Source organism: Pelagimonas varians, assembly GCF_003208435.1.
Taxonomy (GTDB): domain Bacteria; phylum Pseudomonadota; class Alphaproteobacteria; order Rhodobacterales; family Rhodobacteraceae; genus Pelagimonas; species Pelagimonas varians.
Map to the genome: position 1 here is coordinate 211282 of NZ_QKMF01000001.1, position 20813 is coordinate 232094.

The 20813-nt window shown below is 57.0% G+C and carries 20 protein-coding genes; 10 read left to right on the plus strand and 10 right to left on the minus strand.

The annotated features are described in order from the left end of the window. Positions 1–32: 32 nt before the first annotated feature. From C8N36_RS01015 to C8N36_RS01045, 7 genes are all read left to right on the plus strand, one after another. Positions 33–1187, plus strand: coding sequence for a M20 aminoacylase family protein (locus tag C8N36_RS01015; RefSeq protein WP_097802807.1), 1155 nt, complete (start codon positions 33–35; stop codon positions 1185–1187). 87 nt (positions 1188–1274) lie between these two features. After that, a complete protein-coding gene (locus C8N36_RS01020) occupies positions 1275–2435 on the plus strand; it encodes a M20 aminoacylase family protein (protein ID WP_097803005.1) in 1161 nt (386 codons plus the stop codon). Between the two features lie 92 nt (positions 2436–2527). Continuing rightward, the gene (gene speB / locus C8N36_RS01025; RefSeq protein WP_097803004.1) at positions 2528–3487 is read left to right on the plus strand and encodes an agmatinase; all 960 of its coding nucleotides are present in this window, start codon (positions 2528–2530) and stop codon (positions 3485–3487) included. Between the two features lie 118 nt (positions 3488–3605). Next, a complete protein-coding gene (locus C8N36_RS01030) occupies positions 3606–4013 on the plus strand; it encodes a DUF1499 domain-containing protein (protein ID WP_306456902.1) in 408 nt (135 codons plus the stop codon). Positions 4014–4044: 31 nt separating this feature from the next. Continuing rightward, positions 4045–5094 carry a peptide chain release factor 1 gene (prfA, locus tag C8N36_RS01035; RefSeq protein ID WP_097803002.1) on the plus strand — a complete coding sequence of 350 codons (1050 nt, stop codon included), beginning with the start codon at positions 4045–4047 and terminating at the stop codon, positions 5092–5094. Between the two features lie 3 nt (positions 5095–5097). After that, positions 5098–5943, plus strand: coding sequence for a peptide chain release factor N(5)-glutamine methyltransferase (gene prmC, locus C8N36_RS01040; protein ID WP_097802806.1), 846 nt, complete (start codon positions 5098–5100; stop codon positions 5941–5943). A 214-nt stretch (positions 5944–6157) separates the two neighbouring features. Beyond that, positions 6158–6907 carry a DUF4167 domain-containing protein gene (locus C8N36_RS01045; protein ID WP_097803001.1) on the plus strand — a complete coding sequence of 250 codons (750 nt, stop codon included), beginning with the start codon at positions 6158–6160 and terminating at the stop codon, positions 6905–6907. Between the two features lie 59 nt (positions 6908–6966). Here C8N36_RS01045 and rsmA read toward each other — a convergent pair whose 3' ends face one another. From rsmA to lptF, 6 genes are all read right to left on the minus strand, one after another. Next, positions 6967–7812 carry a 16S rRNA (adenine(1518)-N(6)/adenine(1519)-N(6))-dimethyltransferase RsmA gene (rsmA, locus tag C8N36_RS01050; RefSeq protein ID WP_097802805.1) on the minus strand — a complete coding sequence of 282 codons (846 nt, stop codon included), beginning with the start codon at positions 7810–7812 and terminating at the stop codon, positions 6967–6969. Positions 7813–7888: 76 nt separating this feature from the next. Then, a complete protein-coding gene (gene pdxA, locus C8N36_RS01055) occupies positions 7889–8887 on the minus strand; it encodes a 4-hydroxythreonine-4-phosphate dehydrogenase PdxA (RefSeq protein WP_097802804.1) in 999 nt (332 codons plus the stop codon). Further along, positions 8884–10104: a peptidylprolyl isomerase gene (locus C8N36_RS01060; RefSeq protein WP_097802803.1), complete on the minus strand. Its 1221-nt coding sequence runs from the start codon at positions 10102–10104 to the stop codon at positions 8884–8886. The genes pdxA and C8N36_RS01060 overlap by 4 nt, the downstream gene beginning before the upstream one ends. Then, positions 10092–12251: an LPS-assembly protein LptD gene (locus C8N36_RS01065; RefSeq protein ID WP_245910689.1), complete on the minus strand. Its 2160-nt coding sequence runs from the start codon at positions 12249–12251 to the stop codon at positions 10092–10094. The genes C8N36_RS01060 and C8N36_RS01065 overlap by 13 nt, the downstream gene beginning before the upstream one ends. Then, entirely contained in the window at positions 12248–13342 is a 1095-nt protein-coding gene (lptG, locus tag C8N36_RS01070) for an LPS export ABC transporter permease LptG (protein ID WP_097802802.1), read from the minus strand. The genes C8N36_RS01065 and lptG overlap by 4 nt, the downstream gene beginning before the upstream one ends. Next, positions 13339–14469 (minus strand): LPS export ABC transporter permease LptF, encoded by a 1131-nt coding sequence (gene lptF / locus C8N36_RS01075; RefSeq protein WP_097802801.1) that lies wholly within the window; start codon positions 14467–14469, stop codon positions 13339–13341. The genes lptG and lptF overlap by 4 nt, the downstream gene beginning before the upstream one ends. A 131-nt stretch (positions 14470–14600) precedes the next feature. Between lptF and C8N36_RS01080 the strand changes: the two genes are divergently transcribed. Then, positions 14601–16073 carry a leucyl aminopeptidase gene (locus C8N36_RS01080; RefSeq protein ID WP_097802800.1) on the plus strand — a complete coding sequence of 491 codons (1473 nt, stop codon included), beginning with the start codon at positions 14601–14603 and terminating at the stop codon, positions 16071–16073. Between the two features lie 4 nt (positions 16074–16077). Continuing rightward, a complete protein-coding gene (locus C8N36_RS01085) occupies positions 16078–16536 on the plus strand; it encodes a DNA polymerase III subunit chi (protein ID WP_097802799.1) in 459 nt (152 codons plus the stop codon). Positions 16537–16604: 68 nt separating this feature from the next. On the opposite strand, the gene C8N36_RS01090 is transcribed toward C8N36_RS01085, so the two are convergent. The 3 genes from C8N36_RS01090 to C8N36_RS01100 are packed head-to-tail and all read right to left on the minus strand — an operon-like array spanning position 16605 to position 19758. Next, positions 16605–17186, minus strand: a complete 582-nt coding sequence (locus C8N36_RS01090; protein ID WP_097802798.1) for a retropepsin-like aspartic protease family protein — start codon at positions 17184–17186, stop codon at positions 16605–16607. Between the two features lie 52 nt (positions 17187–17238). After that, positions 17239–17859 carry a MarC family protein gene (locus tag C8N36_RS01095; protein ID WP_097802797.1) on the minus strand — a complete coding sequence of 207 codons (621 nt, stop codon included), beginning with the start codon at positions 17857–17859 and terminating at the stop codon, positions 17239–17241. 39 nt (positions 17860–17898) lie between these two features. Beyond that, positions 17899–19758 carry an ABC-F family ATP-binding cassette domain-containing protein gene (locus C8N36_RS01100; RefSeq protein ID WP_097802796.1) on the minus strand — a complete coding sequence of 620 codons (1860 nt, stop codon included), beginning with the start codon at positions 19756–19758 and terminating at the stop codon, positions 17899–17901. Positions 19759–19964: 206 nt separating this feature from the next. Between C8N36_RS01100 and ndk the strand changes: the two genes are divergently transcribed. Beyond that, a complete protein-coding gene (ndk, locus tag C8N36_RS01105) occupies positions 19965–20387 on the plus strand; it encodes a nucleoside-diphosphate kinase (RefSeq protein ID WP_097802795.1) in 423 nt (140 codons plus the stop codon). A gap of 71 nt (positions 20388–20458) precedes the next feature. On the opposite strand, the gene C8N36_RS01110 is transcribed toward ndk, so the two are convergent. Further along, the gene (locus tag C8N36_RS01110; protein WP_097802794.1) at positions 20459–20806 is read right to left on the minus strand and encodes a TfoX/Sxy family protein; all 348 of its coding nucleotides are present in this window, start codon (positions 20804–20806) and stop codon (positions 20459–20461) included. Positions 20807–20813 lie beyond the last annotated feature (7 nt).

A 20813-nucleotide genomic window follows, 5' to 3' on the forward strand; every position in this document is an offset into this window, starting at 1 on the left:
GGGATGCGGCATCAAGACAAAGGAGTCCAGCCATGGCAATTGTGAACCGGATTGCGGGATTTGCGCAAGACATGGCGGGCTGGCGTCAACACATCCACCAAAATCCTGAACTGGGATTGGAGTGCCACCAAACCGCGGCTTTTGTAGCGGACCGGTTGCGGGAATTCGGCGTTGACGAAATCCATGAAGGAATCGCAACCAGCGGCGTCGTGGCGGTGATCAATGGCACTGGGGACGGCCCGGTGACCGGATTGCGGGCCGATATGGACGCCTTGCCGATGGAGGAAAAGACCGGCGCGCCTTATGCCAGTCAAATCGCCGGACGTATGCATGCCTGCGGTCATGACGGGCACACAGCAATGTTGCTGGGGGCGGCGAAATATCTGGCCGAAACGCGCAACTTTACTGGCCGCGTGGTGCTGTTGTTCCAACCCGCAGAAGAAATCATCGGCGGTGGCCGGATCATGGTCGAAGAAGGGGTGATGGACCGCTTTGGCATCGAAGAAGTCTTTGCCCTGCACACCGATCCCTTTGGCACTTTGGGCGAATTTCGCACCAACGGCGGGCCGATTATGGCAGCGGTGGATGATTTCACCGTCACCGTGCGCGGGACGGGGGGGCATGCGGCCTATCCGCAAAAATGCCGTGATCCGTTCCCTTGTGGACTGGCGATTGCGCAGGCGTTGCAAACCATCGTATCGCGCAATGTCAGCCCTCTTGAACCGCTGGTGGTTTCAATGACGCAATTTCACGGCGGATCCGCAATGAATGTGATCCCCGGTGAGCTGATGATCGCAGGCACCGCACGCAGCTTGACACCGGACGTGCGGGCGCTGGCCGAAACGCGCATTCGCGCCATCGTCGAAGGGCAGGCGGTGGCCTTTGAGATGGAGGTGGAGCTGGACTACGACAAAAGCTATCCGCCCTCGATCAATCACGAGGCGCAGGCGATGTTTGCGGCCAGTGTTGCGCGCGAGGTGTCGGGGCAGGTCATTGACGATTTGCCGCCCGAAATGGGGGCCGAAGACTTTTCCTATATGCTTGAAGCGCGTCCGGGGGCCTTTTTGTTTTTGGGTCAGGGGATTGGCGCGTCTGTTCATCACCCTGAGTTTGATTTCAACGATGAAGCCGCTCCGATTGGGGCGTCCTTCTTTGCCCGCTTGATCGAGACCCGTCACAAAGCCTGAGGTCAGGCCAGTGTCCCATGCAGCGTGACGTCACGCTTGAGCTTTAACAGGATCTGAATGAGGATCAGGCGCAAAGGAGATCTGCCAATGCCCATCGTGAATTCTATCGCCGCCATGCAAGATGATATGACAGCATGGCGCCGCCATTTGCATCAACACCCCGAACTGGGTCTTGATTGCTTTAAGACGGCTGCGTTTGTGGTTGAAAAGCTGAAAGAATTCGGGATCACTGATATCCATGAAGGGATTGCTCGCAGCGGTGTGGTTGCCATCATTGAAGGGCGTTCAGAGGGCCGTACAATCGGATTGCGGGCCGACATGGATGCCCTGCCGATGGACGATTTGTCAGGCACGGACCATGCTTCGACCGTGCCGGGGGTTGCGCATACCTGCGGGCATGACGGGCACACGACGATGTTGCTGGGGGCGGCAAAATATCTTGCCGAAACCCGCAATTTCGCAGGCCGTGTGGCGCTGATTTTCCAGCCGGACGAAGAGGGCGGCGGCGGAGGCCGGATCATGGTCGAAGAAGGCATGATGGAGCGCTTTGCAATCGACGAGGTCTTTGGCATCCACAATTCACCCGAAGACGCCGAAGGCCACATTTTGACCGCGCCGGGGCCATTAATGGCAGCGGTGGACAGTTTTCAAATCAATATCAAGGGCGTTGGCGGGCACGGCGCAATGCCATATTCCACCCGCGATCCGATCATTGCGGCTGTGGCGATGGTGCAGTCGATCCAGTCGATTGTGTCGCGCAATGTCGATGCAATTGATCGTTTGGTGGTCAGCGTCACCCAGATCCACGCAGGGACCAGCCACAACATCATTCCGGACACCGCCTTTCTTGAGGGGACGGTGCGCAGTTTTGACAAAGACGTTCAGGCATTGGTCATGGAAAGGATGGCGGATATCGTCGAACATCAGGCCAAAGTCTTTGGGATGGAGGCCGAACTGAAATACGAGCAAGGCTATCCAGCGACTGTAAACCATACTGCCCAAGCCGCTTTTGCAGCTGAGGTTGCCCGTGACGTGGTCGGGGCTGATCATGTTGACGGGAACTGCAAACCGATCATGGCCGCCGAAGATTTCAGCTACATGCTTGAGGCGCGGCCCGGTGCCTATTTGTTTTTGGGGCAGGGCGGCGGACCAGTGTGCCATCACCCTGAGTTTGATTTCAACGATACGATTGCGCCGATCGGTGCCAGCTTTTTTGCACGCTTGGTAGAGAAAGCCTTGCCCTTGTGATCCGATCTGCGGCAGAATTTGATCAAATGTGACGGGCTGGTCGTTTGTGCCGATGCACGTCCCCCATGTTGAAACAGAAAAGAGCCGCAACGATGAGCCTGGAAGACGCAAAAACCGAAGTTGATCATGCCTTTACCCGCACGGATTTAAAAGGACCGTCCTTTGAAAACGTCTTTGGAGGGGCGGCGTCGTTTTTGCGGCGCCGGTATTCCAAGGACTTGACCGGTGTTGACATTGCGGTGACGGGATTGCCATTTGATCAAGCGGTGACCAACCGGCCCGGCACCCGCTTGGGGCCGCGCGCCATCCGCGAGGCCTCTTTATTGCAGCCCTGCGATGCGCCCTATGGTTGGGGCTATGACGTGCTATCGGAATTCGCCATCGCCGATTATGGCGATATGGCATTCGATTATGCGCGGCCCGATTTGGTGCCCGGGCTGATCGAAGCGCATGTCGCCGGTATTATGGCACAGGGCAGCGCCTGTGTGGCCATTGGCGGCGACCATTCGGTCACCCTTGGCTGTTTGCGAGCCCATGCAGCAAAACACGGCCCTTTGAGTGTTATTCAGTTTGATGCCCATACCGATACTTGGGCCGATGATGATGCTGCACGCGTCGATCACGGCACCTTTATGTATAAGGCGGCCAAAGAAGGTATTGTTGTCCCTGAAAAATCGGCGCAGATCGGCATTCGCACCGACAACCCCGATACTATTGGCTTTAATATTCTGGATGCGCGCGCGGTTCATGCCCAAGGACCTGAGGCGATTGCCGGTCAGGTGCGCGAGATTGTCGGCGATAGCCCTTGTTATATCACGTTCGATATCGACGCGCTTGATCCGGCCTTTGCTCCCGGAACGGGAACGCCGGTCTGGGGCGGGCTGACCAGCCATCAGGCTGCCGTGATGCTGCGCGGTTTGGCCGGAATAAACATGGTTGGCGGCGATGTTGTCGAAGTGTCCCCCCCATTTGACACAACTGGCGCAACTGCAATCGCCGCCGCCCATGTCGGGACCGAATTGCTCAGTCTTTGGGGATGGACCCGTCGCTGATCGATGATCGAATTTTCGCCGAAAATTCACCTTGTCCGCAAACAAGGCTTTCAGAATCGTCAGCGTCTTGGCATGGCGTTGGCAAGTCACATTACTCAGAGCAGAGGCCGCCGTGCGCATGGTATTTTTCGCGATTCTTGTCGTCGTTGTGGGCGTGTTGGGCTGGGTGCGTCTGGCACCGTCCGATCCTGCGGTTTGGCATGTCGACCCGCAGGTGTCCGCAGATCAGGATCTGACCAATGGTGTCCGCCGGCGGGTTGTTTTAGGCGAGGGCGGTTTTGCCCGGTTGGACGCACAAATTATGGCAACACCACGCACCGAGTTGCTGGCAGGTTCCCCCGAAGATGGGCATGCAACCTATATTACCCGCAGTTTGTGGATGGGTTTTCCGGACTACACCAGTGTTCAGGCCCAAGGTGATGTTCTTGAGATCTGGGGCCGGGCGCGTTTTGGCCGGTCAGATGTCGGGGTAAACAAAGCCCGCGTTGACGGCTGGTTGGACCAGCTAACGCAGAACGGCGCTTGACCCGAGCAGCGTGATGGGCAATTCAACTGGGATGATCCCATTTGAACGCTTGCAGAAAATCAAAGAACGTCTTGAGTATGTTGAGGCCCGCATGGCCCTCGGCGAAGGCGATATTGCGCAGCTTGGCCGTGAATATTCAGAGCTGAAACCGGTTGTGGACCAGATCCTTGACTGGGAACGTCTGGTTGCCGATCTCGCTGAGGCCGAAGCGATGCTGGATGATCCAGAGATGCGCGAACTTGCTGAAGAAGAACTGCTCGGCCTGCGCGAACGCCTGCCAGAGGTCGAACACGCGGTTCAGTTGTCTTTGTTGCCCAAAGACGCAGCAGACGCCCGCCCGGCTATGCTGGAAATTCGTCCCGGAACCGGCGGCGATGAGGCGGCCTTGTTCGCCGGTGACCTCGCGCGGATGTACCAACGCTATGTTGAGCAACACGGCTGGCGCTGGGAAGTCATCGAAGAGGCGACATCAGAGCTGGGCGGTATCCGAGAGCTGGTGGTGCGTATCAAAGGCGACGGTGTTTTTGCGCGGCTCAAGTTTGAATCCGGTGTGCATAGGGTGCAGCGGGTTCCGGAAACGGAATCGGGGGGGCGAATTCACACCTCGGCAGCCACGGTTGCGGTACTACCCGAGGCCGAGGAAGTTGATATTGCGATCAATCCCGGCGACATTCGGATCGATACGATGCGTGCCTCCGGGTCTGGAGGGCAGCACGTGAACACCACGGATTCGGCCGTGCGGATAACCCACATGCCTTCCGGGATTGTTGTCACCAGCTCGGAAAAATCACAGCACCGGAACCGCGATATTGCAATGCAGGTTCTGCGGGCGCGCTTGTTTGATCTGGAACGCCAGAAGGTTGCGGATGAGCGATCTGCGCACCGCAAATCGCAAGTCGGGTCCGGAGACAGGTCCGAGCGAATCAGAACCTATAACTTCCCGCAGGGGCGTCTGACCGATCATCGCATCGGGCTGACCCTGTACAAGCTTGACCAGATCATGCAGGGCGATCTGGATGACATCATCGATGCGTTGACAGCGGAGCATCAAGCCGCGTTGTTGGCGGAATTGGGGACTTAACCGATGCGCGGGGCAGAGCTGTGCGCGCGTGCCACAAGGCAGATGACTGCGGCGGGTGTTCCGGATGCCGGGCGCGATGCGCGGCGGTTGTTGGCGCATGTGCTGAAGGTGCCAGCGGGCAGATTGACCTTGTTTTTACCTGAAGATGTGGCTGCTGACCTTGAAGGTGCCTTTAACGTTTTGGTTGAAAGACGCTGCGAACGGGTGCCGGTCAGTCATTTGATCGGGCGGCGCATGTTCTATGGCCGCGAGTTTTTAGTGACGCCAGAGGTGCTGGACCCGCGTCCGGAAACGGAAACCTTGATCGAAGCGGCCCTTGCCGGTCCGTTTGAGCGAGTGCTGGATTTGGGGACCGGCTCGGGGTGCATTCTTTTGACATTGCTGGCTGAACGGGACGGCTGTGTGGGTCTGGGCGTTGATCTGAGCCCCGAAGCGTTGCATGTGGCGTTTTGGAACCGCAATGCGTTGGGGCTGGACGGGCGCGCGGCGTTTGAGGTTGGCAGCTGGTATGATCCGCTGGCCGGTCAATCTGAACGGTATGATTTGATTGTGTCAAACCCACCCTACATCGCATTGAATGAAATGGCGGACTTGTCTCCGGAGGTGCGCGACTACGAGCCGCGCCTTGCGCTCACCGATGAGGCAGACGGTCTGACGGCCTATCGCTTGATCGTGGCAGGGGCACCAGCCCATCTTGAAGATGGCGGGCGGATTTTGGTGGAAATTGGCCCGACCCAAGGTGCAGCCGTCAGTGCCATGATGGTGACATCCGGATTTACCCAAGTTAGCGTGATTCCCGATCTTGATGGCCGAGATCGTGTGGTCTCTGGCAAAATACACGCAAAATAGCGCCAATTAGACGGGAAACCGGGAATTTCGTGCCATTGCCTCTTGTTTTGAAGGCAACCTTATGGTTATTCAGTCTTAGTTAGGAAAGTGGATCGCATATATGTGTCCGCCCCGACGGTAAGCCACACATAACGGTGATCGGTAATTTGGCTGGTGCATGACGCATCCCGAACGGTCCCTCCACAGTCGAAAACAGGCTGAGTATCAAATCATTATGCGCTCTTCCAAATCCCGTTCGCGGAACAAGAACAACCGCAATCGCAGCAACAATAATAACAACCTTGGCAATGTGATCAATCGTGTCTTTGACAGCTCGGGTCCCGAAGGCAAGGTTCGCGGTACACCGCAACAGATTATTGATAAATATAATCAGTTGGCCCGCGACGCCACTCTGAGCAATGACCGGGTTGCTGCCGAAAACTTTCAACAGCACGCTGAGCATTATATGCGTCTGCTGAGCGAAGCGCAGCGCGAGCAAGATGCGCGGCGCGAGCAGCAGGAAAAAGAAAACCGCGAACGTCAAGCTCAGCGCGATCAGCAGGAAAAAGAAAATCGCGAGCGTCAGGCGCAACGCGACCGTGAGCGTACTCAGCGAGAGTCGCAGCCAGAGGAACAGCCCAAGCCTCGGGTGCAGCAACAACCTGATCCGTCTCAGGCTGAACAGCCTGACGTTATAGAGGTGGTAACACCAGAGGACGCAGGTCCGGGACTGGTCGAAACGCCCGAAGCGCGTGCCGAAGCGCAGCCTGAACCCACACCCGCACCGGTGCCGAAACCCGCTGCCGAAGTTACAGCCGCACCAGTTGAAACGCCGGTTGCGGAAGAAAAACCAAAAGCTGAAAAGCCGAAAAAACCGCGTGCGCCCCGCAAACCGCGTGCGCCGCGCAAACCTAAGGCTGAGAAAGTTGCGGAGACCGCGCCAACATCTCCGGCAAGCGACGCACCTGACGCCGCAACCGAATAACTCCGGCGACAAGATACAAATAAAAAAGGCACCCAATCGGGTGCCTTTTCGCGTTTTGGTTAGACGTCGTCTTCGAATTGTCGCGCTAGGGCGCAGAAGGCTTCTAGCGGGACCTGTTCGGCGCGCTCTGTGGGTTTGATCCCCGCAGCCAGCAGACGATCCTCAATATCCGGAGACAAGGTTTTGAGGGCAGAGCGCAGCATTTTTCGGCGCTGGTTAAAGGCCGCAGCGACAACACGTTCCAAAACCTTGGCTTTGGCCGGAAAGCGCGGCTCGGGCAGGGCGGTAAGATGTACCACGGCGGAATGCACTTTGGGCGGCGGCGAAAAAGCTTCGGGTGGCAAGGTCAGCGCGATACGTGGATCGGCGCGCCATTGCGCAAGGATCGCCAAGCGGCCATAGGCCTTTGATCCGGGTTGGGCGATGATCCGCTCGGCAACTTCCTTTTGGAACATCAAGGTCAAGGATGACCAAAAGGGCGGCCATTCTTTGGGGGTCAACCAGCGCACCAGTAGTTCGGTGCCGACATTGTAGGGCAAGTTGGCGCAGATCGCGATGGGCGGTGTCAGATGCTCAAGCGGATCAATTTTCAGGGCATCGCCTTCGACAAAGGTAAATCGGTCGGGATAGATATCAGCGATTTGTTGAAGCGCCGGCAGGCAGCGGCTGTCTTTTTCGATGGCCAGCACGTGGCGTGCACCTTCGGCCAGCAAGCCGCGTGTCAATCCGCCGGGGCCGGGACCGACCTCGATCACATCGGTTTGGGACAGGTCTCCGGGGATGCGCGCAATACGGGAGGTGAGATTGAGGTCGAGCAAAAAGTTTTGCCCAAGCGCCTTGCGGGCCTTTAAATCATGGCTGGTGATGACATCGCGCAGAGGCGGTAGTGAATCAATTTGGGTCATAGAGATACCGTGCGGCACGCGGGCCAAATTCCATCGATGGAATTTGCAAATTTCGCGGGCGAAATTTGGGCGGCGCTCATGCGGGAGCCGACTGCGCTAGGGAATGGGCCATTGTCAGGGCCTCGATTGTAGAAGACGGGTTGGCTAGGCCTTGGCCCGCAATGTCGAAGGCCGTGCCATGATCAGGCGAGGTGCGGACAAACGGCAGGCCCAGAGTGACATTGACACCTTTGTCGAAATCAAGCGTCTTGATCGGGATCAGTGCCTGATCGTGATACATGCAAATCGCGACGTCGTAACGGGCACGGGCTGCGGCATGGAACATGGTATCGGCAGGCAGGGGGCCGGTGATCTGCATGCCTTCGCGGCGCAGCTTGTCCAGAACGGGGGCAATGACTGTGATGTCTTCGCGCCCCATACGGCCACCTTCACCAGCATGCGGATTGAGACCGGCCACTGCGATGCGTGGTTGTTCCAGACCGAAGTCATCGACCAGCGCCTTGTGGGTGATTTTGATACGGCGTTCCAGCAGGTCTGCCGTGAGCTGGCCTGGGACTTGCTCCAATGCGATGTGAATGGTCACCGGAACCACCCGCAACGCAGGTGAGGCGAGCATCATGACAACTTCGTCCGCGCCAGCCAAATGGGCCAGAAATTCGGTGTGGCCGGGAAAAGAAAAACCTGCGCCTTCAGCCAAGGCTTGTTTGTGGATTGGCAGCGTCACCAGACCGGTGGCCAGCCCGTTGATGACCAGATCCACGCCGCTTTCAATGGATGCAATGACACCGCGGGCCTGTGTAGGCTGCGCTGTGCCGGGCGTGCGCGGGCCATTAAAGGGCATGGGCAGGATCGGAAGGCCATGCGGGGCGGCCGCAACCGCATCTCGCGGATCATCGAGAACCCTATGCGGAACCGTGCCGGGCAAATGCGCGGGATCGCCAATCCAAAAGAACGGAACTGTATCGCGCAATTGTGCCCAAGCGGCTTCGGCCAGTTCGGGCCCTATGCCAGCAGGATCACCGCAGCTGACCGCCAGGGCCAGCTCTGCGGTGACCTTCTCGTTTGGAAAGCTCATTTTACAATAATGCGGGCATCTGCACGCAGTTGCGCAAGATAGCCATCCGCCAATGAGCCAACCCGTTGATTGCGGAGCCCCATAATCACTTGCTCCCGGTCTACTTCTTCGGCGATTTTGCTGGTGCGGCCACAAAGCATCAAGAACACTAGAGTTTGGCCATTGGCCCGCGTCAGGGCTGTGGACACTTCACCGGGGTCCAGTTTGGACAGCTCATAGGCAACATCCGTGGGAATATCTGCCGGGGGCAGGGTGTCGCGCTGCAATACTTCGGCAGGCTGGCCTTTTGCCACACCATAGAGGTCATCGCAGCGGTCAACGGTGTTTTTCAAAACGCGTGCCCGCGCCATAGTTTGATCGGATTGTCCGCCCGGCATGTAATAGGCCGCATACTCAATGGCTGAAATTTCGGGCGGCGTGTAATCGCTTTCCTCGATTTCACGCAGTTGGAACAGGGCGATCGCACCTTCCAGAGGAAGCGGGTCTGTGACCTCTCCGGGGCGCAGTCCCAAGAGCAGTGGTTGCAGCTGCGGGGGCAAATCGGCCAGGTCGCGCCAAGGCATGCGGCCGCCATTGCCACGGGTTGCGGTGGCCGAATACCGGCGGGCTTGGGCCGAAAAGGCAGACACACTTGTCAGTTCGGCGATGCGTTCGGCGCGTTGTTGCAGCTGGGTTTCTTGGCCCGGCGGGACAGGCATAATGATTTCCGAAATCAGGACACGGATATTGCTGCCGCCCCCTTTGGACAAGGCCCGGTCAACTTCGGTCTCGGTCACGCCAGAGCGGCCTGCAAAGCGTTGCTGCACCAACAATCGCCAGCTGAGACCGGACCGGACAAAATCACGAAAGGTTTGTTCTTCAACACCGGCGGCACCAAGGGCCTGGACAAAATCTTCGCGGGACATATTCGAGCGACTGGCGAATTCAGCCATACCATCAAGGACTTCTTCGTCCGTCGGACGAATGCCGGCGTCTCTTGCTGCTTGGATACGCAAGCGGTCGTCAATCAACTGATCGCGGGCACCATCAAGTGGATTTCCGGGCGCGCGCATCAGTTTCAGCATTTCGGCACGTTGTTGTAATTCATACCCGGTGATCGCCTGATCGTTCACCAAAATGGCCGGTGAAAACAGCCCTTGGGCAGGCAGCATAGCCGGGGTGAATGCAAGCGTCGCCACAAGGGCCAACGGGGAAAGGATACGGGTCAATGGGCGCATGTGCGTCGATACTCCTTGGCGCTGCCGCCGGTGCTGAATCCCTTCAGCGCGACAGTCAGGTCGAAATCGGTTGACGGTTCCAGATTGGTGGCAGACGCATATTTCCGTGTCGCCGCCAGCTCTACCTGGACGCATTCGTTCTGGTATTGCAGGCCAAGCCCAAGGCGGTCAAGCCGCTCATCTGAAAGATCGTAGCGGACCTCGTAGTTTGAGCTCCAGTAGGGGGTCATTCGATAGGTTGTTTCAAAGGTCCATTCGGTCTGAGCATCGTCGCGATCTTCGTCTGGATCTGCGACCAGCATCAGATAAGAGGCTGTCAGGTCGAGCTTTTTATTGCTCCAGGTGGCACTGGCTTCGGCTTTGGCTGCTTCGGCATCTTCGTCCAACAAACCACGTGCACTCAGCGACAAACCGCTGGGGTGGGTATAACGGGCTGCAACCAGCCAATCAGACGTAAGGCCGCTGAGGCCTGACGAACGCGTAAAGTCCGTGTCCTCGATATCGCGCCAGGATTTGCCCAAGGTCATGGCAGCCGTCCAGCCGGTCGGGGCCTTGTGCAACCAACGCAGGCCTGCCACCACTTGGTGTCCGTGTTCACGGCGGTCCTGGGCGGGAAAACGCGACAAGGCCAACAGGTTGCCTTCGTCAAATTCAACGCGGGTGCTTTCGTCGTTGGGATTGTTCGGGCGCTCGCCGCCAACCCAGCCGTATTGCACAATCGGTTCCACCAAACTGCGGCCACCGTCTGCCCAAGTGCGCTGCAGGGGCAGGCGAAAATCAATCGCCACGCCGGGGGTCGCTGCCGACACGATATCATCCGTAGTGTCGTCTTGTTCGGTGCGATAATGATCCAGCCACAGATGCGTCGAAACACCTGCGCGCAGCCCGCCTGCGAGGGTCCAGCGATCACGCCAGCTGACTTCGCCGTTGAACCGCGCAACGTCGCGGCCATCGACATCGGTGTCGTCATCCGTGCCGTCGGTCGGGGTCGAGGAATAGCGATAATGAGCATGTGCAACGCCGGTCAGACGCAATTCGCCGCCAATGGATGAAGGGTAAAACCGCCGCTCACTGCCGAAGCTGATAGAAATTGCCGGCTGGGTGTCATTGTCTTCTTGTTCGCGCAAGGATTCGAGGTGCGCCAGATCCATCCATGTGTATTCAAGCGCCCGAACCCGGTCGATTTTGATTTCGCTCAGCAGGCGGTCTTGGGACGAGATGTTATAATCGTTCAGGTAAGAGGCGTCCAAAACGGCGTTGAGGTCAAAGCTGAGTTTGAAGCCACGCGGCAATTCGTACTCGCCTTCTGCAAAAAGGTAACCGCGCAGTTGATCCTCTTCCAGCGTATCTTTGGACAAAGCGCCAGTCAGTTGGATGTCCCCTTTGACAAAGGCCTGACGGTAGCGAAACTCCAAAGTCTTGGTTTTCGGGGACACATAGGGGGTTAGCAACAGATCTTTGTGATCTCCAAACGGGATAAAATAGGGAACCCTGATACCAGACCCAAGCAAGGTTGACGTGTGAAGCGATGGCACCATGAAACCGCGTGCCCGTTTTAGCGTCGGGTCTGGAAGGCGCATGTGGGGCAAATACATGATCGGGATGTCGAGAACCCGCAACTGCGCTTCGTCAAAATAGAGCTGCCGTTCTTCTTGGTCGTGAACAACCCGTGTGGCCCGGATTTGCCATAGCGGCGTGGCACTGTGTTCGCAGACTTGGCAGGACGTGACGGCAACCTTGCTCAGCTGGGTGTAGCGGCCACCAACGCGGCGTGCCTCGACTGCGGCAAGTTGCAATTGTTGATCCAGAACCATGCGTGCACCGGTCAGCAGGCCGTTTTGGAATTCTTGATCCAAGGTCGCATAATCGGCGGTTAAAATCGTGCCGCTTTGATCGACAACGCGCACGGGTCCTTCGATCTGCAATTCATTGGTGCTGCGGTCATAGGTGATTTGCGTGGCGCTCAGGCGGATGCCGTCATGCAAGGCCTCGACATTACCGGTGGCCACAAGGCGATCGCTGTCTTCGACAAAAACGGAATCAGCGACCAGAAGGGCCGGTTGTGCAGGATCACTGTTGTCTTGCGCAAAGAGCGGGGCCGTGGACCCAAGCAACAGGCCAAGAGTCAGAACGATATGGCGCATCATCCATCCTCCATATGCAGTAACAATCCAAGCGCCAGCAAAATGGACGCAATAGGCGGCACCCAAGCTGCTATTATTGGCGACAACTGACCGCTTTCCCCGAAAATTTGGGCAAAGTTGCGGATGTAGTACAGGCTAAAGCCGAGCAAAACAGCCGTGAGCACAGACAGGCCGGTGCGGCCCAAGCGGGCGGGGCGCATCGTAAAGGCAGCCCCGATCAAGACCATCGCCACCAAGAACAACGGCTGCGCCAGTTCCATATGGAACCAGACGGTGTGGCGGCGGGCAGAAAACCCGGCCAGCTCCAGATCAGCGATAAATTTCGGCAAATCCCAGATCGCAATTGCAGAAGGTTTGCCGAACCGGTCACGGATGCTGTCGCGGGTGAGGGTCGAGGTCAATTTCAAGGTTTCATGGGCCTTGGCCCCGGCCTCGGGGTTCAGACCGGCGGCCAACGGCCAGGCCTTGGCTTGATCCAAAAGCCACGCACCATCCGTCAGGCTGGCGCGGCTGGCGGTAATCCGCTGTCTGGGCCCGCCGTCGGGGGCATAGCTGACAATGCTGACATCATACAAAACGGTGGCTTCGGGATTGGCGCGGCTGGCCCTGATAACGGCTTGACCTTTTGGGCCACCCTGACGCAACCACAACCCTTCGGGACCGATTGACAGCGCTGAAGAGCCGTCGTTCTGATGACTTTCGCGCAGTTCCACGTAGCGTTTTGACGTGGCAGCAACGATCGGGTTCATCATTCCGACCACCAGTCCGCCAATGATCAGAACCACACAGACCGGACCGACCAAGGCCACCAGACCAGATCTGCCGACCGCCCGTGTAACCACCAATTCAGAGGAGCGCGCCATGCTGAGGAACATCGCCACAGTTGATAAAATCATCACCAGCGGCAGGATCTGATACAGGCCCTCAGGCAGTTTGAGCGCCACGAGTTGCAAGACCTGTCCGAAGTTCAAACCGTCTTCCATACGGCGCATTTCGTCGATCAAATCCAGCAAAAGCTGGAAAATAGCAAAAATCGCAAACACGGATAAAAACAGCCACAGGAACCGGCGGGCAAAGTAGAAATGCAAGGTCATGCAGGGGCCTCCTGCTTGGGTCTGCGGCGGGGCCGATAGGTGCCGGCTGCACGCCAAAGCATGGTCAAGACCATGGCAAGCCCGACCAGACTGGGCAGATAGACCAAAGGCCAAAGCCGAGGATCGCTGCGGGCAGGTTCTGTGATCAGGCTTTCCACCAGTTTGATCACCACCAGCAAAAAAATCGCACCGATAATCTGCTTGGTCACTCCGAAGCGTGAAAACCCACCGGAAATAAGTGCTGAAAACCCGACCAAGGACGCAATCAGACACAGCAATGGCGCTTGAAAGCGCGTATGCGCCTCTTCGAGAACTTCGCCTTCGGTTTTTTTGGTTTCCTCGGCAATGGCGGCCGTCTGGAACAGCAATTCCGCAGTCGGAATTTGATTGACCCTGCGCCGTTTTACACCGGGTTTGGAAATCAAACCGGAAATGTCATGTGTCAGATCGTTGAAATTGGTGGTGGACAGCTTGTTTTCAATCAAGTCCAACGTTTGAGCCATGCCCGCCAACATGACCAGTTTCGGCCCGGCGTCGTCGCGGACCAAAAAGGCGCGTTCTGCGGTATATGTGACTTCGCGGCCTTTTGTGCGGCGGTCTGACAAGAACACATCATGCAGCTCGCCATCGGGGGCAATGTCGCGGATGTAAAAGGTAATCCCCTTGGAGGGGTGCAAAAACGTGCCTTCGCGCAGTAGGCTGGCGGTCACGGAACCGGCAATCTCTTGTTCACGCAGGCGCAGTTGTTCAATCGATTTTGGCACTAAAACATGGGTCAAAATCGACATCATCAATCCAACAACCAACCCGAATGCAAACACGGGGCGCGCCAACCGCCAAGGCGAATATCCGGTGGATTGTACAACGGTCAGCTCACTGTCGCCTGACATCCGGTTGGTCACATAGACGGTCGCGGCAAAGGCCGACATCGGCAAGACCAAGGCAACAACGGATGGCAATGACAGTGCGGTGAATTCCATGAACACACCCGCCGAATGCCCGTCCGCAATGAGGGAGTCGAACAAAACAACGGCCTTGTTCACCCAGTAAACTGACACCAGCACTAGGGCGAAAAAGCCAAACAACACCATAAGTTGCGACAGGACATATCTGTCGAATCTTTGCAAACGAAGTGTCCCCCCGGAAGTGACTTCGCCTTGTACACTAGTGGACCTTTTGATCGGGGGAAAGGTGGCTCTGGTCAATTGCGGCGCACGAGGCTAGGTCTTGAGCGAGGTTTAGCCAAAGGAACACCTATATGACCGAGCTGCGCGCTTTCTCTTTTGCCCCTGTTGATCTGGATGCCCTGGCCGAGGCCGAAGGTCGGGTCGCGGTTTTGATCCCCGAAGAGGGAACGCTAAGCCCGGGCGTACGGCGTTTGAACCGCTTGACCAAAGGTGCCGTTGCGCGGGTTGTCGAAGACGCTTCTTGGGCCAAGAAAAAATCCGGCGATGTGGTCACATTGGCCTTTCCCGCCGGCATGAAAGCCGAAGCTGTTGATATTGTTGTGCTGGAACGCCGCCCTTCGGTGATTGAGGCCCGCAAGGCCGGTGCAAAACTGGCCAAGTCAGCCGGTAAATCGGCGCTGACAGTCCTGTGCGAAAACGTCAAACATCCAGCGGAGTTTGCCATGGGGCTGGCGCTGCGCGGCTATGATTTTGCAGTGCGAAAATCGGCTGAGGTCGAGCCTTTGGGCGCGGCACTGGTTATGTGCAAAGACCACGAACAGGCGGAAGACGCTGCAACATCGACCCGCGCGGTTGCCGAAGGCGTTGTTTTCACGCGCGATCTTGTTTCAGAACCTGCGAACGTTCTGACAACGACAGAATTTGCCAACCGGTTGGTTGCGCTTGAGGATCTGGGTGTTGAAGTCGAAGTTTTGGAAGAGGACAAGTTGACCGAGCTGGGCATGGGCGCGCTGCTTGGTGTCGGCATGGGGTCGGCGATGCCCTCCAAAGTTGTCATCATGCGTTGGAACGGCGGCGAGGGCGAACCTTTGGCTTTGGTCGGCAAGGGCGTTGTGTTCGACACCGGCGGTATCAGCCTGAAACCGGCCCCCGGCATGGAAGACATGACCATGGACATGGGCGGTGCAGGCGTGGTTTCCGGTGTGATGAAAACGCTGGCCCTGCGCAAAGCCAAGGCGAATGTGGTCGGGCTGGTTGGTCTGGTGGAAAACATGCCGTCCAGCACGGCGCAGCGACCCGGTGATATCGTGACCTCGATGAAGGGCGACACGATTGAAGTTCTCAATACCGATGCCGAAGGGCGTTTGGTCTTGGCAGACGTGATGTGGCACGCGCAGATTTCGGAAAAACCGCGGGCGATGATTGATTTGGCGACATTGACCGGCGCGGTGATTGTTGCGCTTGGTCATGACAATGCCGGTGTGTTTTCAAACAATACCGGCTTTGCCAATGACTTCCTCAAAGCGGCCAAAGCAGAAGGCGAAGGCGCATGGCAATTGCCACTGGCGCAGGTCTATGATGATCTGCTGAAATCGGCCAAAGCAGACATCAAGAATATCGGTGGCCGCGCCGCAGGGTCAATCACCGCAGCGCAATTCTTGCAGCGGTTTGTCAAAGACGATCTGCCATGGATCCATTTGGACATCGCAGGTGTGGCCCAAGACACCAAAGAAACCGCATTGGCTCCCAAGGGGGCAACAGGTTGGGGCGTTATGGCGCTGGATCGATTGGTGCGCGACACCTTCGAAACCGAAGCGGACTAAACCAGTGGGGGCCGCGTTCTTCTACCACTTGACACAGCACTCGCTTGAGGAAACTTTGCCAACCCTATTGGGCAAAGCCCTTGGGGCTGGCTGGAAGGTGGCGGTTCGCGGCTCTGACACAGGGCGGATGGAATGGCTGGATCAACGGCTTTGGCTTGGCGGCGAAGACAGCTTCTTGCCGCACGGTTTGATTGGCGGCCCGCATGATGCATTGCAGCCGGTTTTGCTCACCTGCGGCCCCCAATCTCCCAATTCCCCCGGTTGCTTGATGACCGTGGATGGCGCAGGTGTCTCTCCCGAAGAAGTGGAGGCACTCGAACGGGTCTGCATCTTGTTTGACGGGCATGACCAAGAGGCGCTTGAAACCGCCCGTAACCAATGGCGCTCTCTCACAGCGGCAAAATGCAAAGCACAATACTGGTCCGATGAATCCGGCCGCTGGGAAAAGAAGGCCGAGAGCTAGGGGTTTCTTCTGTCCTTAAATATCCCGGGGGTTTGGGGGCTGGCCCCCAATTGGTCGGGCAAACCACGTCACCGCTCTAATATCATTTTACCGTCTTTGATCTGGATGCTGTCAAACCGATCCAGATAGGTCATGCCCAAAAGAGATGTGTCCATCTCACCTCCGTTGACATAGGCAGGCACGGCTTGATCTTGGAATGGTCCCAAGATGACTGTATCCAGTGTTACTGGGGCCGTGTCGACAGGGCCGTTGGCGGTCATGGCCTGAGTAAAGAACACCAGATTTTCTGGATCAAGACCGATCCTGTCCGCGTCTGATTGTGTGATAACCACCGATGTTGCACCGGTATCAACCACGAATGGCACGCTGCGGTTGTTGACGGTCAGATCAACGTAATAATGGCCATCCTCAGCGCGGGGCAGTTCAACCCGGCCATCTTCGGTGAACACAGTTTGCACTGGTATAACAGATTGGCGGATGTCGCCCCAAAGGCCGATCACTGCCAAGGTGCCAACAAAGATAAACACCCAAGCAGAGGCATCGCGCACCATTTTGCTTAGACCTCCCTTGTTTTGAACCACATACCAGCTGACCAAAACCGCAGCCAAGACACTCATGTAAATCAGGTTGCCGATTTCGAAATCTTGCATGGTGCACTCCTTACTGGATCATAGTTGGTTGCCGTGGCAGCCCATTGCAAGATCAAGCCAGACCAATTCCGAAATCGCGCAGCCCGTCTAGAATCAATTGAACAGCCAAAGCGGCAAGCAACATTCCCAGCAAACGGGTTGTGACGATAATGCCTGTGCGCCCCAATGCCTTTTCGACCCGGCCAGCTTGTAAAAAGAACGCCAAAGCAATCAAGAGAACCAGCAACATCACCGCCAAGACGCCGCCCAAAGCAAAAGCGCCGCCAGCCTGATCCGCCAGCAAGATCATTGATGCGATGGATCCGGGGCCAGCCAGCATCGGAATCGCCATTGGAAAAACCGACGGGTCTGGAAAATCTTCTTCTTCGGCGCGATCTTCACGGCGCTTGGTGCGGCGTTCAAACAACATCTCCAGAGCTGTCAAAAACAGCAATATGCCGCCAGAAATTCGAAAGGCCGACATCGAAATACCGATAAACCCCAGCACAGCGTCGCCGAAAAAGGTAAAAAGCGTCAATACTCCAGCGGCTACAATACAAGATCGGTAGGCCACTGCGCGCCGGTGCACGTCATTGGTGCCATGGGTCAGCGCAATAAACACTGTGGTCAGCCCGATAGGGTCCATGACCACAAAGAGCGTGACAAATGCAGTGATGAGAAATGTCGTATCCATAAGACGTGCCTATGGGGTCGCGGCCCCATAGGCAAGAGTTTAGCTGGCTTGCGCTTTCTCAAGCTTTTCCAGTGCGAATTCCCACATGGTTTCCGCTTTGGCCAAACCGCCGCGAACTTCGGCGTATTTGCGGTTCCAAACTGCCAGATCGCCCGCACGGCTGCTTTCGTACAGTTCAGGATCTGCCAGTTTTTTGGATAGTTTGGTTGCCATGTCTTCCAGTTTGTTCACCCGTTCTTCACATTTGCGAACATCGGATTTGAGCGCCAGAATATCATCGCGCGAGGCGCGTTTGGGTTTCGGAGCTGCTTTGGCTTGTTTAGCTGACTTCGCGGGTTTTTCAGGCGTCAACAGCATGTTGCGATATGCTTCGAGGTCGTCCTCATAGGGTTTGACCGTGCCATCCCCCACAAGCCACAGCCGGTCTGCTGCCATCGACAGCAAGTGCATATCGTGGCTGACGATGATCACTGCACCTGAATAGGCCGTCAAAGCTTCGACAAGCGCTTCGCGGCTCTCGATGTCCAAGTGGTTTGTTGGCTCATCGAGGATCAGCAAATGCGGTGCGTCAAGCGTTGCCAGTAGTAAGGACAAACGCGCCTTTTGACCACCGGACAAGCGGCCGACTTCGGTGTCGGCCTGCGCCGCCATCAAACCAAATCCGGCCAGCAAGGCCCGCAGTTTGGGCGGCATTGTTTCGGGGCGCTCGCGCTGCAAATGCTGGATCGGCGTTTCGTCCAGATGCAATTCGTCTACCTGATGCTGGGCAAAATACCCGATGCGCAGTTTGGACGATTTGCTCATCTTGCCAGCTTGCAAGGGCAGGCGGTCGGAAAGCAGTTTCGACAGGGTCGATTTACCCTGACCGTTGCGGCCCAGAAGGGCGATCCGGTCATCTTGGTCGATGCGCAGATCAAGCTTTTTCAAGATGGTGGTGTCACCATAGCCAGTCGAGCCGTTCTCGATCGCGATGATCGGGGGCGACAGTTGATCGGGCTGTGGAAAGCTGAACACGCGCTTGGCCGCATCTTCGGGGGCCGAAATCATGTCCATCTTTTCGATCATTTTCAGACGTGATTGCGCCTGTTTGGCCTTGGAAGCCTTGGCGCGGAAGCGGTCGACAAAGCTTTGTAAATGGGCGCGGCGTGTTTCTTGTTTTTTCGCACTGGCGCTGGCCTGGGCGCGTTTTTCGGCGCGCAATTTGACAAAGCCGTCGTAAGGCGTGCCGTAATAGGTCAGCTGTTTGTCTTCGAGATGCAGGATCGAATTCACCGCCCGGTTCAATAGCCCGCGGTCGTGGCTGATGACAATCACGGTGTGCGGGTATTTCGACAGATAGCTTTCCAGCCACAAAGCGCCTTCAAGATCCAGATAGTTTGTCGGTTCGTCGAGCAAAAGCAAATCAGGCTGGGCGAACAGAACACCGGCCAAAGCCACCCGCATCCGCCATCCGCCAGAGAAATCCGCGCAGGGGCGCAGTTGGGCTTCGGCATCAAACCCCAGACCTTTGAGAATCGACGAGGCGCGGCTTTCGGCGCTCCAGGCATCGATATCGGCAAGACGCGTTTGCACTTCGGCAATGCGGGTCGGGTCGGTTGCGGTTTCGGCTTCGCGCATCAATTCGGCGCGCTCAGTATCGGCCTCAAGCACGGTATCGATCAATGAGGTATCCGAAGAGGGCACCTCTTGGGCAATGCCGCCAATCCGGGCGCGCGGCGGCAAGGAAATGTCGCCGTTGTCGAGCGCCAGTTCCTGCTTGATAATGCGGAACAGCGTGGTTTTCCCAGCACCATTGGGACCGACAAGGCCCACCTTGTGACCTGCGGGAATGGTGGCGGTCGCGCCTTCGAACAGGGGGCGACCTTCGACGGAATAAGAGATATCTTGGATACGTAACATGTGCGGGCAGTGCCAGAGGCACCCGTCAGTGTCAATTGGCGCTGAGAGCGCGACGGCAGGTTTTGGGCGTGAAGCCGCAAGAGTTTGCAACCGAGGTCGGTTTGAGGGCTTCCCAAAAATTGCAGCCCATGCTAACGCCCGCCCAATAGGTATCACCGGGCATTCTGCCCGAACTGAATTTTGACCCATTTTGACGGAGCAAGCCCATGACACTTGAGCGCACTTTCTCGATCATCAAACCTGACGCAACTCGCCGCAACCTGACTGGCGCGATCAACGCCAAGTTCGAAGCCGCTGGCCTTCGTATTGTTGCACAAAAGCGCATCCACCTGACCAAAGCCCAAGCCGGCGTGTTCTACGCTGTGCACGCTGAGCGCCCTTTCTATGACGAACTGTGCGAATTCATGGCCTCCGAGCCAATCGTATGTCAGGTTCTGGAAGGTGAAGGCGCAATCGCGAAAAACCGCGAAGTTATGGGCGCAACCAACCCTGCAGACGCAGCTGCTGGCACCATCCGCGCCGAATTCGCTGAATCTGTTGGCGAAAACTCGGTTCACGGGTCGGACGCACCTGACACAGCCGCGATCGAAATCGCTTACTTCTTCTCGGGTCTTGAACTGGTTGGCTAAAGCCTGTTCGATCCAATGAATTGAAAAAGGGGCCTTTGTGGGCCCCTTTTTTTATGCCGGTGCTGACTTGGCTAGGGCGTCCGGTCAAAACCGGGCGGAAGGACGCCGATTGCAATCAGCTCGGCTTCGATCCGGGACAGGGGGGCGGCTTTGGTGCTGGATTTCAGATCGTCGAATTGTTTGCGCAGGCTGTCCTTTTCAGCGCCTTTGCAATCGTTCCACGGGCGACCTTGCAAGGCCATGTGCAGCACATAATAGCCAATGAAATGCGGATGTGTGCCCGATTGCAGCATCTTGCGATAGGCTTCGTTAGCCCCCAATTCGCGCAGGGTTTCGGCATCAAGAATACCGGCTGCATGGCATTGTTTTTCAACCGATGGACCAAGGTTGCGTATGGTTGTGATCGGTGTGCCTGTCATTTTAATC

Coding starts and splice junctions, on each gene's coding strand:
- C8N36_RS01015 (WP_097802807.1), top strand. CDS start 33: ATGGCAATTGTGAACCGGATTGCGGGATTTGCGCAAGACATGGCGGGC.
- C8N36_RS01020 (WP_097803005.1), top strand. CDS start 1,275: ATGCCCATCGTGAATTCTATCGCCGCCATGCAAGATGATATGACAGCA.
- speB (WP_097803004.1), top strand. CDS start 2,528: ATGAGCCTGGAAGACGCAAAAACCGAAGTTGATCATGCCTTTACCCGC.
- C8N36_RS01030 (WP_306456902.1), top strand. CDS start 3,606: ATGGTATTTTTCGCGATTCTTGTCGTCGTTGTGGGCGTGTTGGGCTGG.
- prfA (WP_097803002.1), top strand. CDS start 4,045: ATGATCCCATTTGAACGCTTGCAGAAAATCAAAGAACGTCTTGAGTAT.
- prmC (WP_097802806.1), top strand. CDS start 5,098: ATGCGCGGGGCAGAGCTGTGCGCGCGTGCCACAAGGCAGATGACTGCG.
- C8N36_RS01045 (WP_097803001.1), top strand. CDS start 6,158: ATGCGCTCTTCCAAATCCCGTTCGCGGAACAAGAACAACCGCAATCGC.
- rsmA (WP_097802805.1), bottom strand. CDS start 7,812: ATGACCCAAATTGATTCACTACCGCCTCTGCGCGATGTCATCACCAGC.
- pdxA (WP_097802804.1), bottom strand. CDS start 8,887: ATGAGCTTTCCAAACGAGAAGGTCACCGCAGAGCTGGCCCTGGCGGTC.
- C8N36_RS01060 (WP_097802803.1), bottom strand. CDS start 10,104: ATGCGCCCATTGACCCGTATCCTTTCCCCGTTGGCCCTTGTGGCGACG.
- C8N36_RS01065 (WP_245910689.1), bottom strand. CDS start 12,251: ATGATGCGCCATATCGTTCTGACTCTTGGCCTGTTGCTTGGGTCCACG.
- lptG (WP_097802802.1), bottom strand. CDS start 13,342: ATGACCTTGCATTTCTACTTTGCCCGCCGGTTCCTGTGGCTGTTTTTA.
- C8N36_RS01080 (WP_097802800.1), top strand. CDS start 14,601: ATGACCGAGCTGCGCGCTTTCTCTTTTGCCCCTGTTGATCTGGATGCC.
- C8N36_RS01090 (WP_097802798.1), bottom strand. CDS start 17,186: ATGCAAGATTTCGAAATCGGCAACCTGATTTACATGAGTGTCTTGGCT.
- C8N36_RS01095 (WP_097802797.1), bottom strand. CDS start 17,859: ATGGATACGACATTTCTCATCACTGCATTTGTCACGCTCTTTGTGGTC.
- C8N36_RS01100 (WP_097802796.1), bottom strand. CDS start 19,758: ATGTTACGTATCCAAGATATCTCTTATTCCGTCGAAGGTCGCCCCCTG.
- ndk (WP_097802795.1), top strand. CDS start 19,965: ATGACACTTGAGCGCACTTTCTCGATCATCAAACCTGACGCAACTCGC.
- C8N36_RS01110 (WP_097802794.1), bottom strand. CDS start 20,806: ATGACAGGCACACCGATCACAACCATACGCAACCTTGGTCCATCGGTT.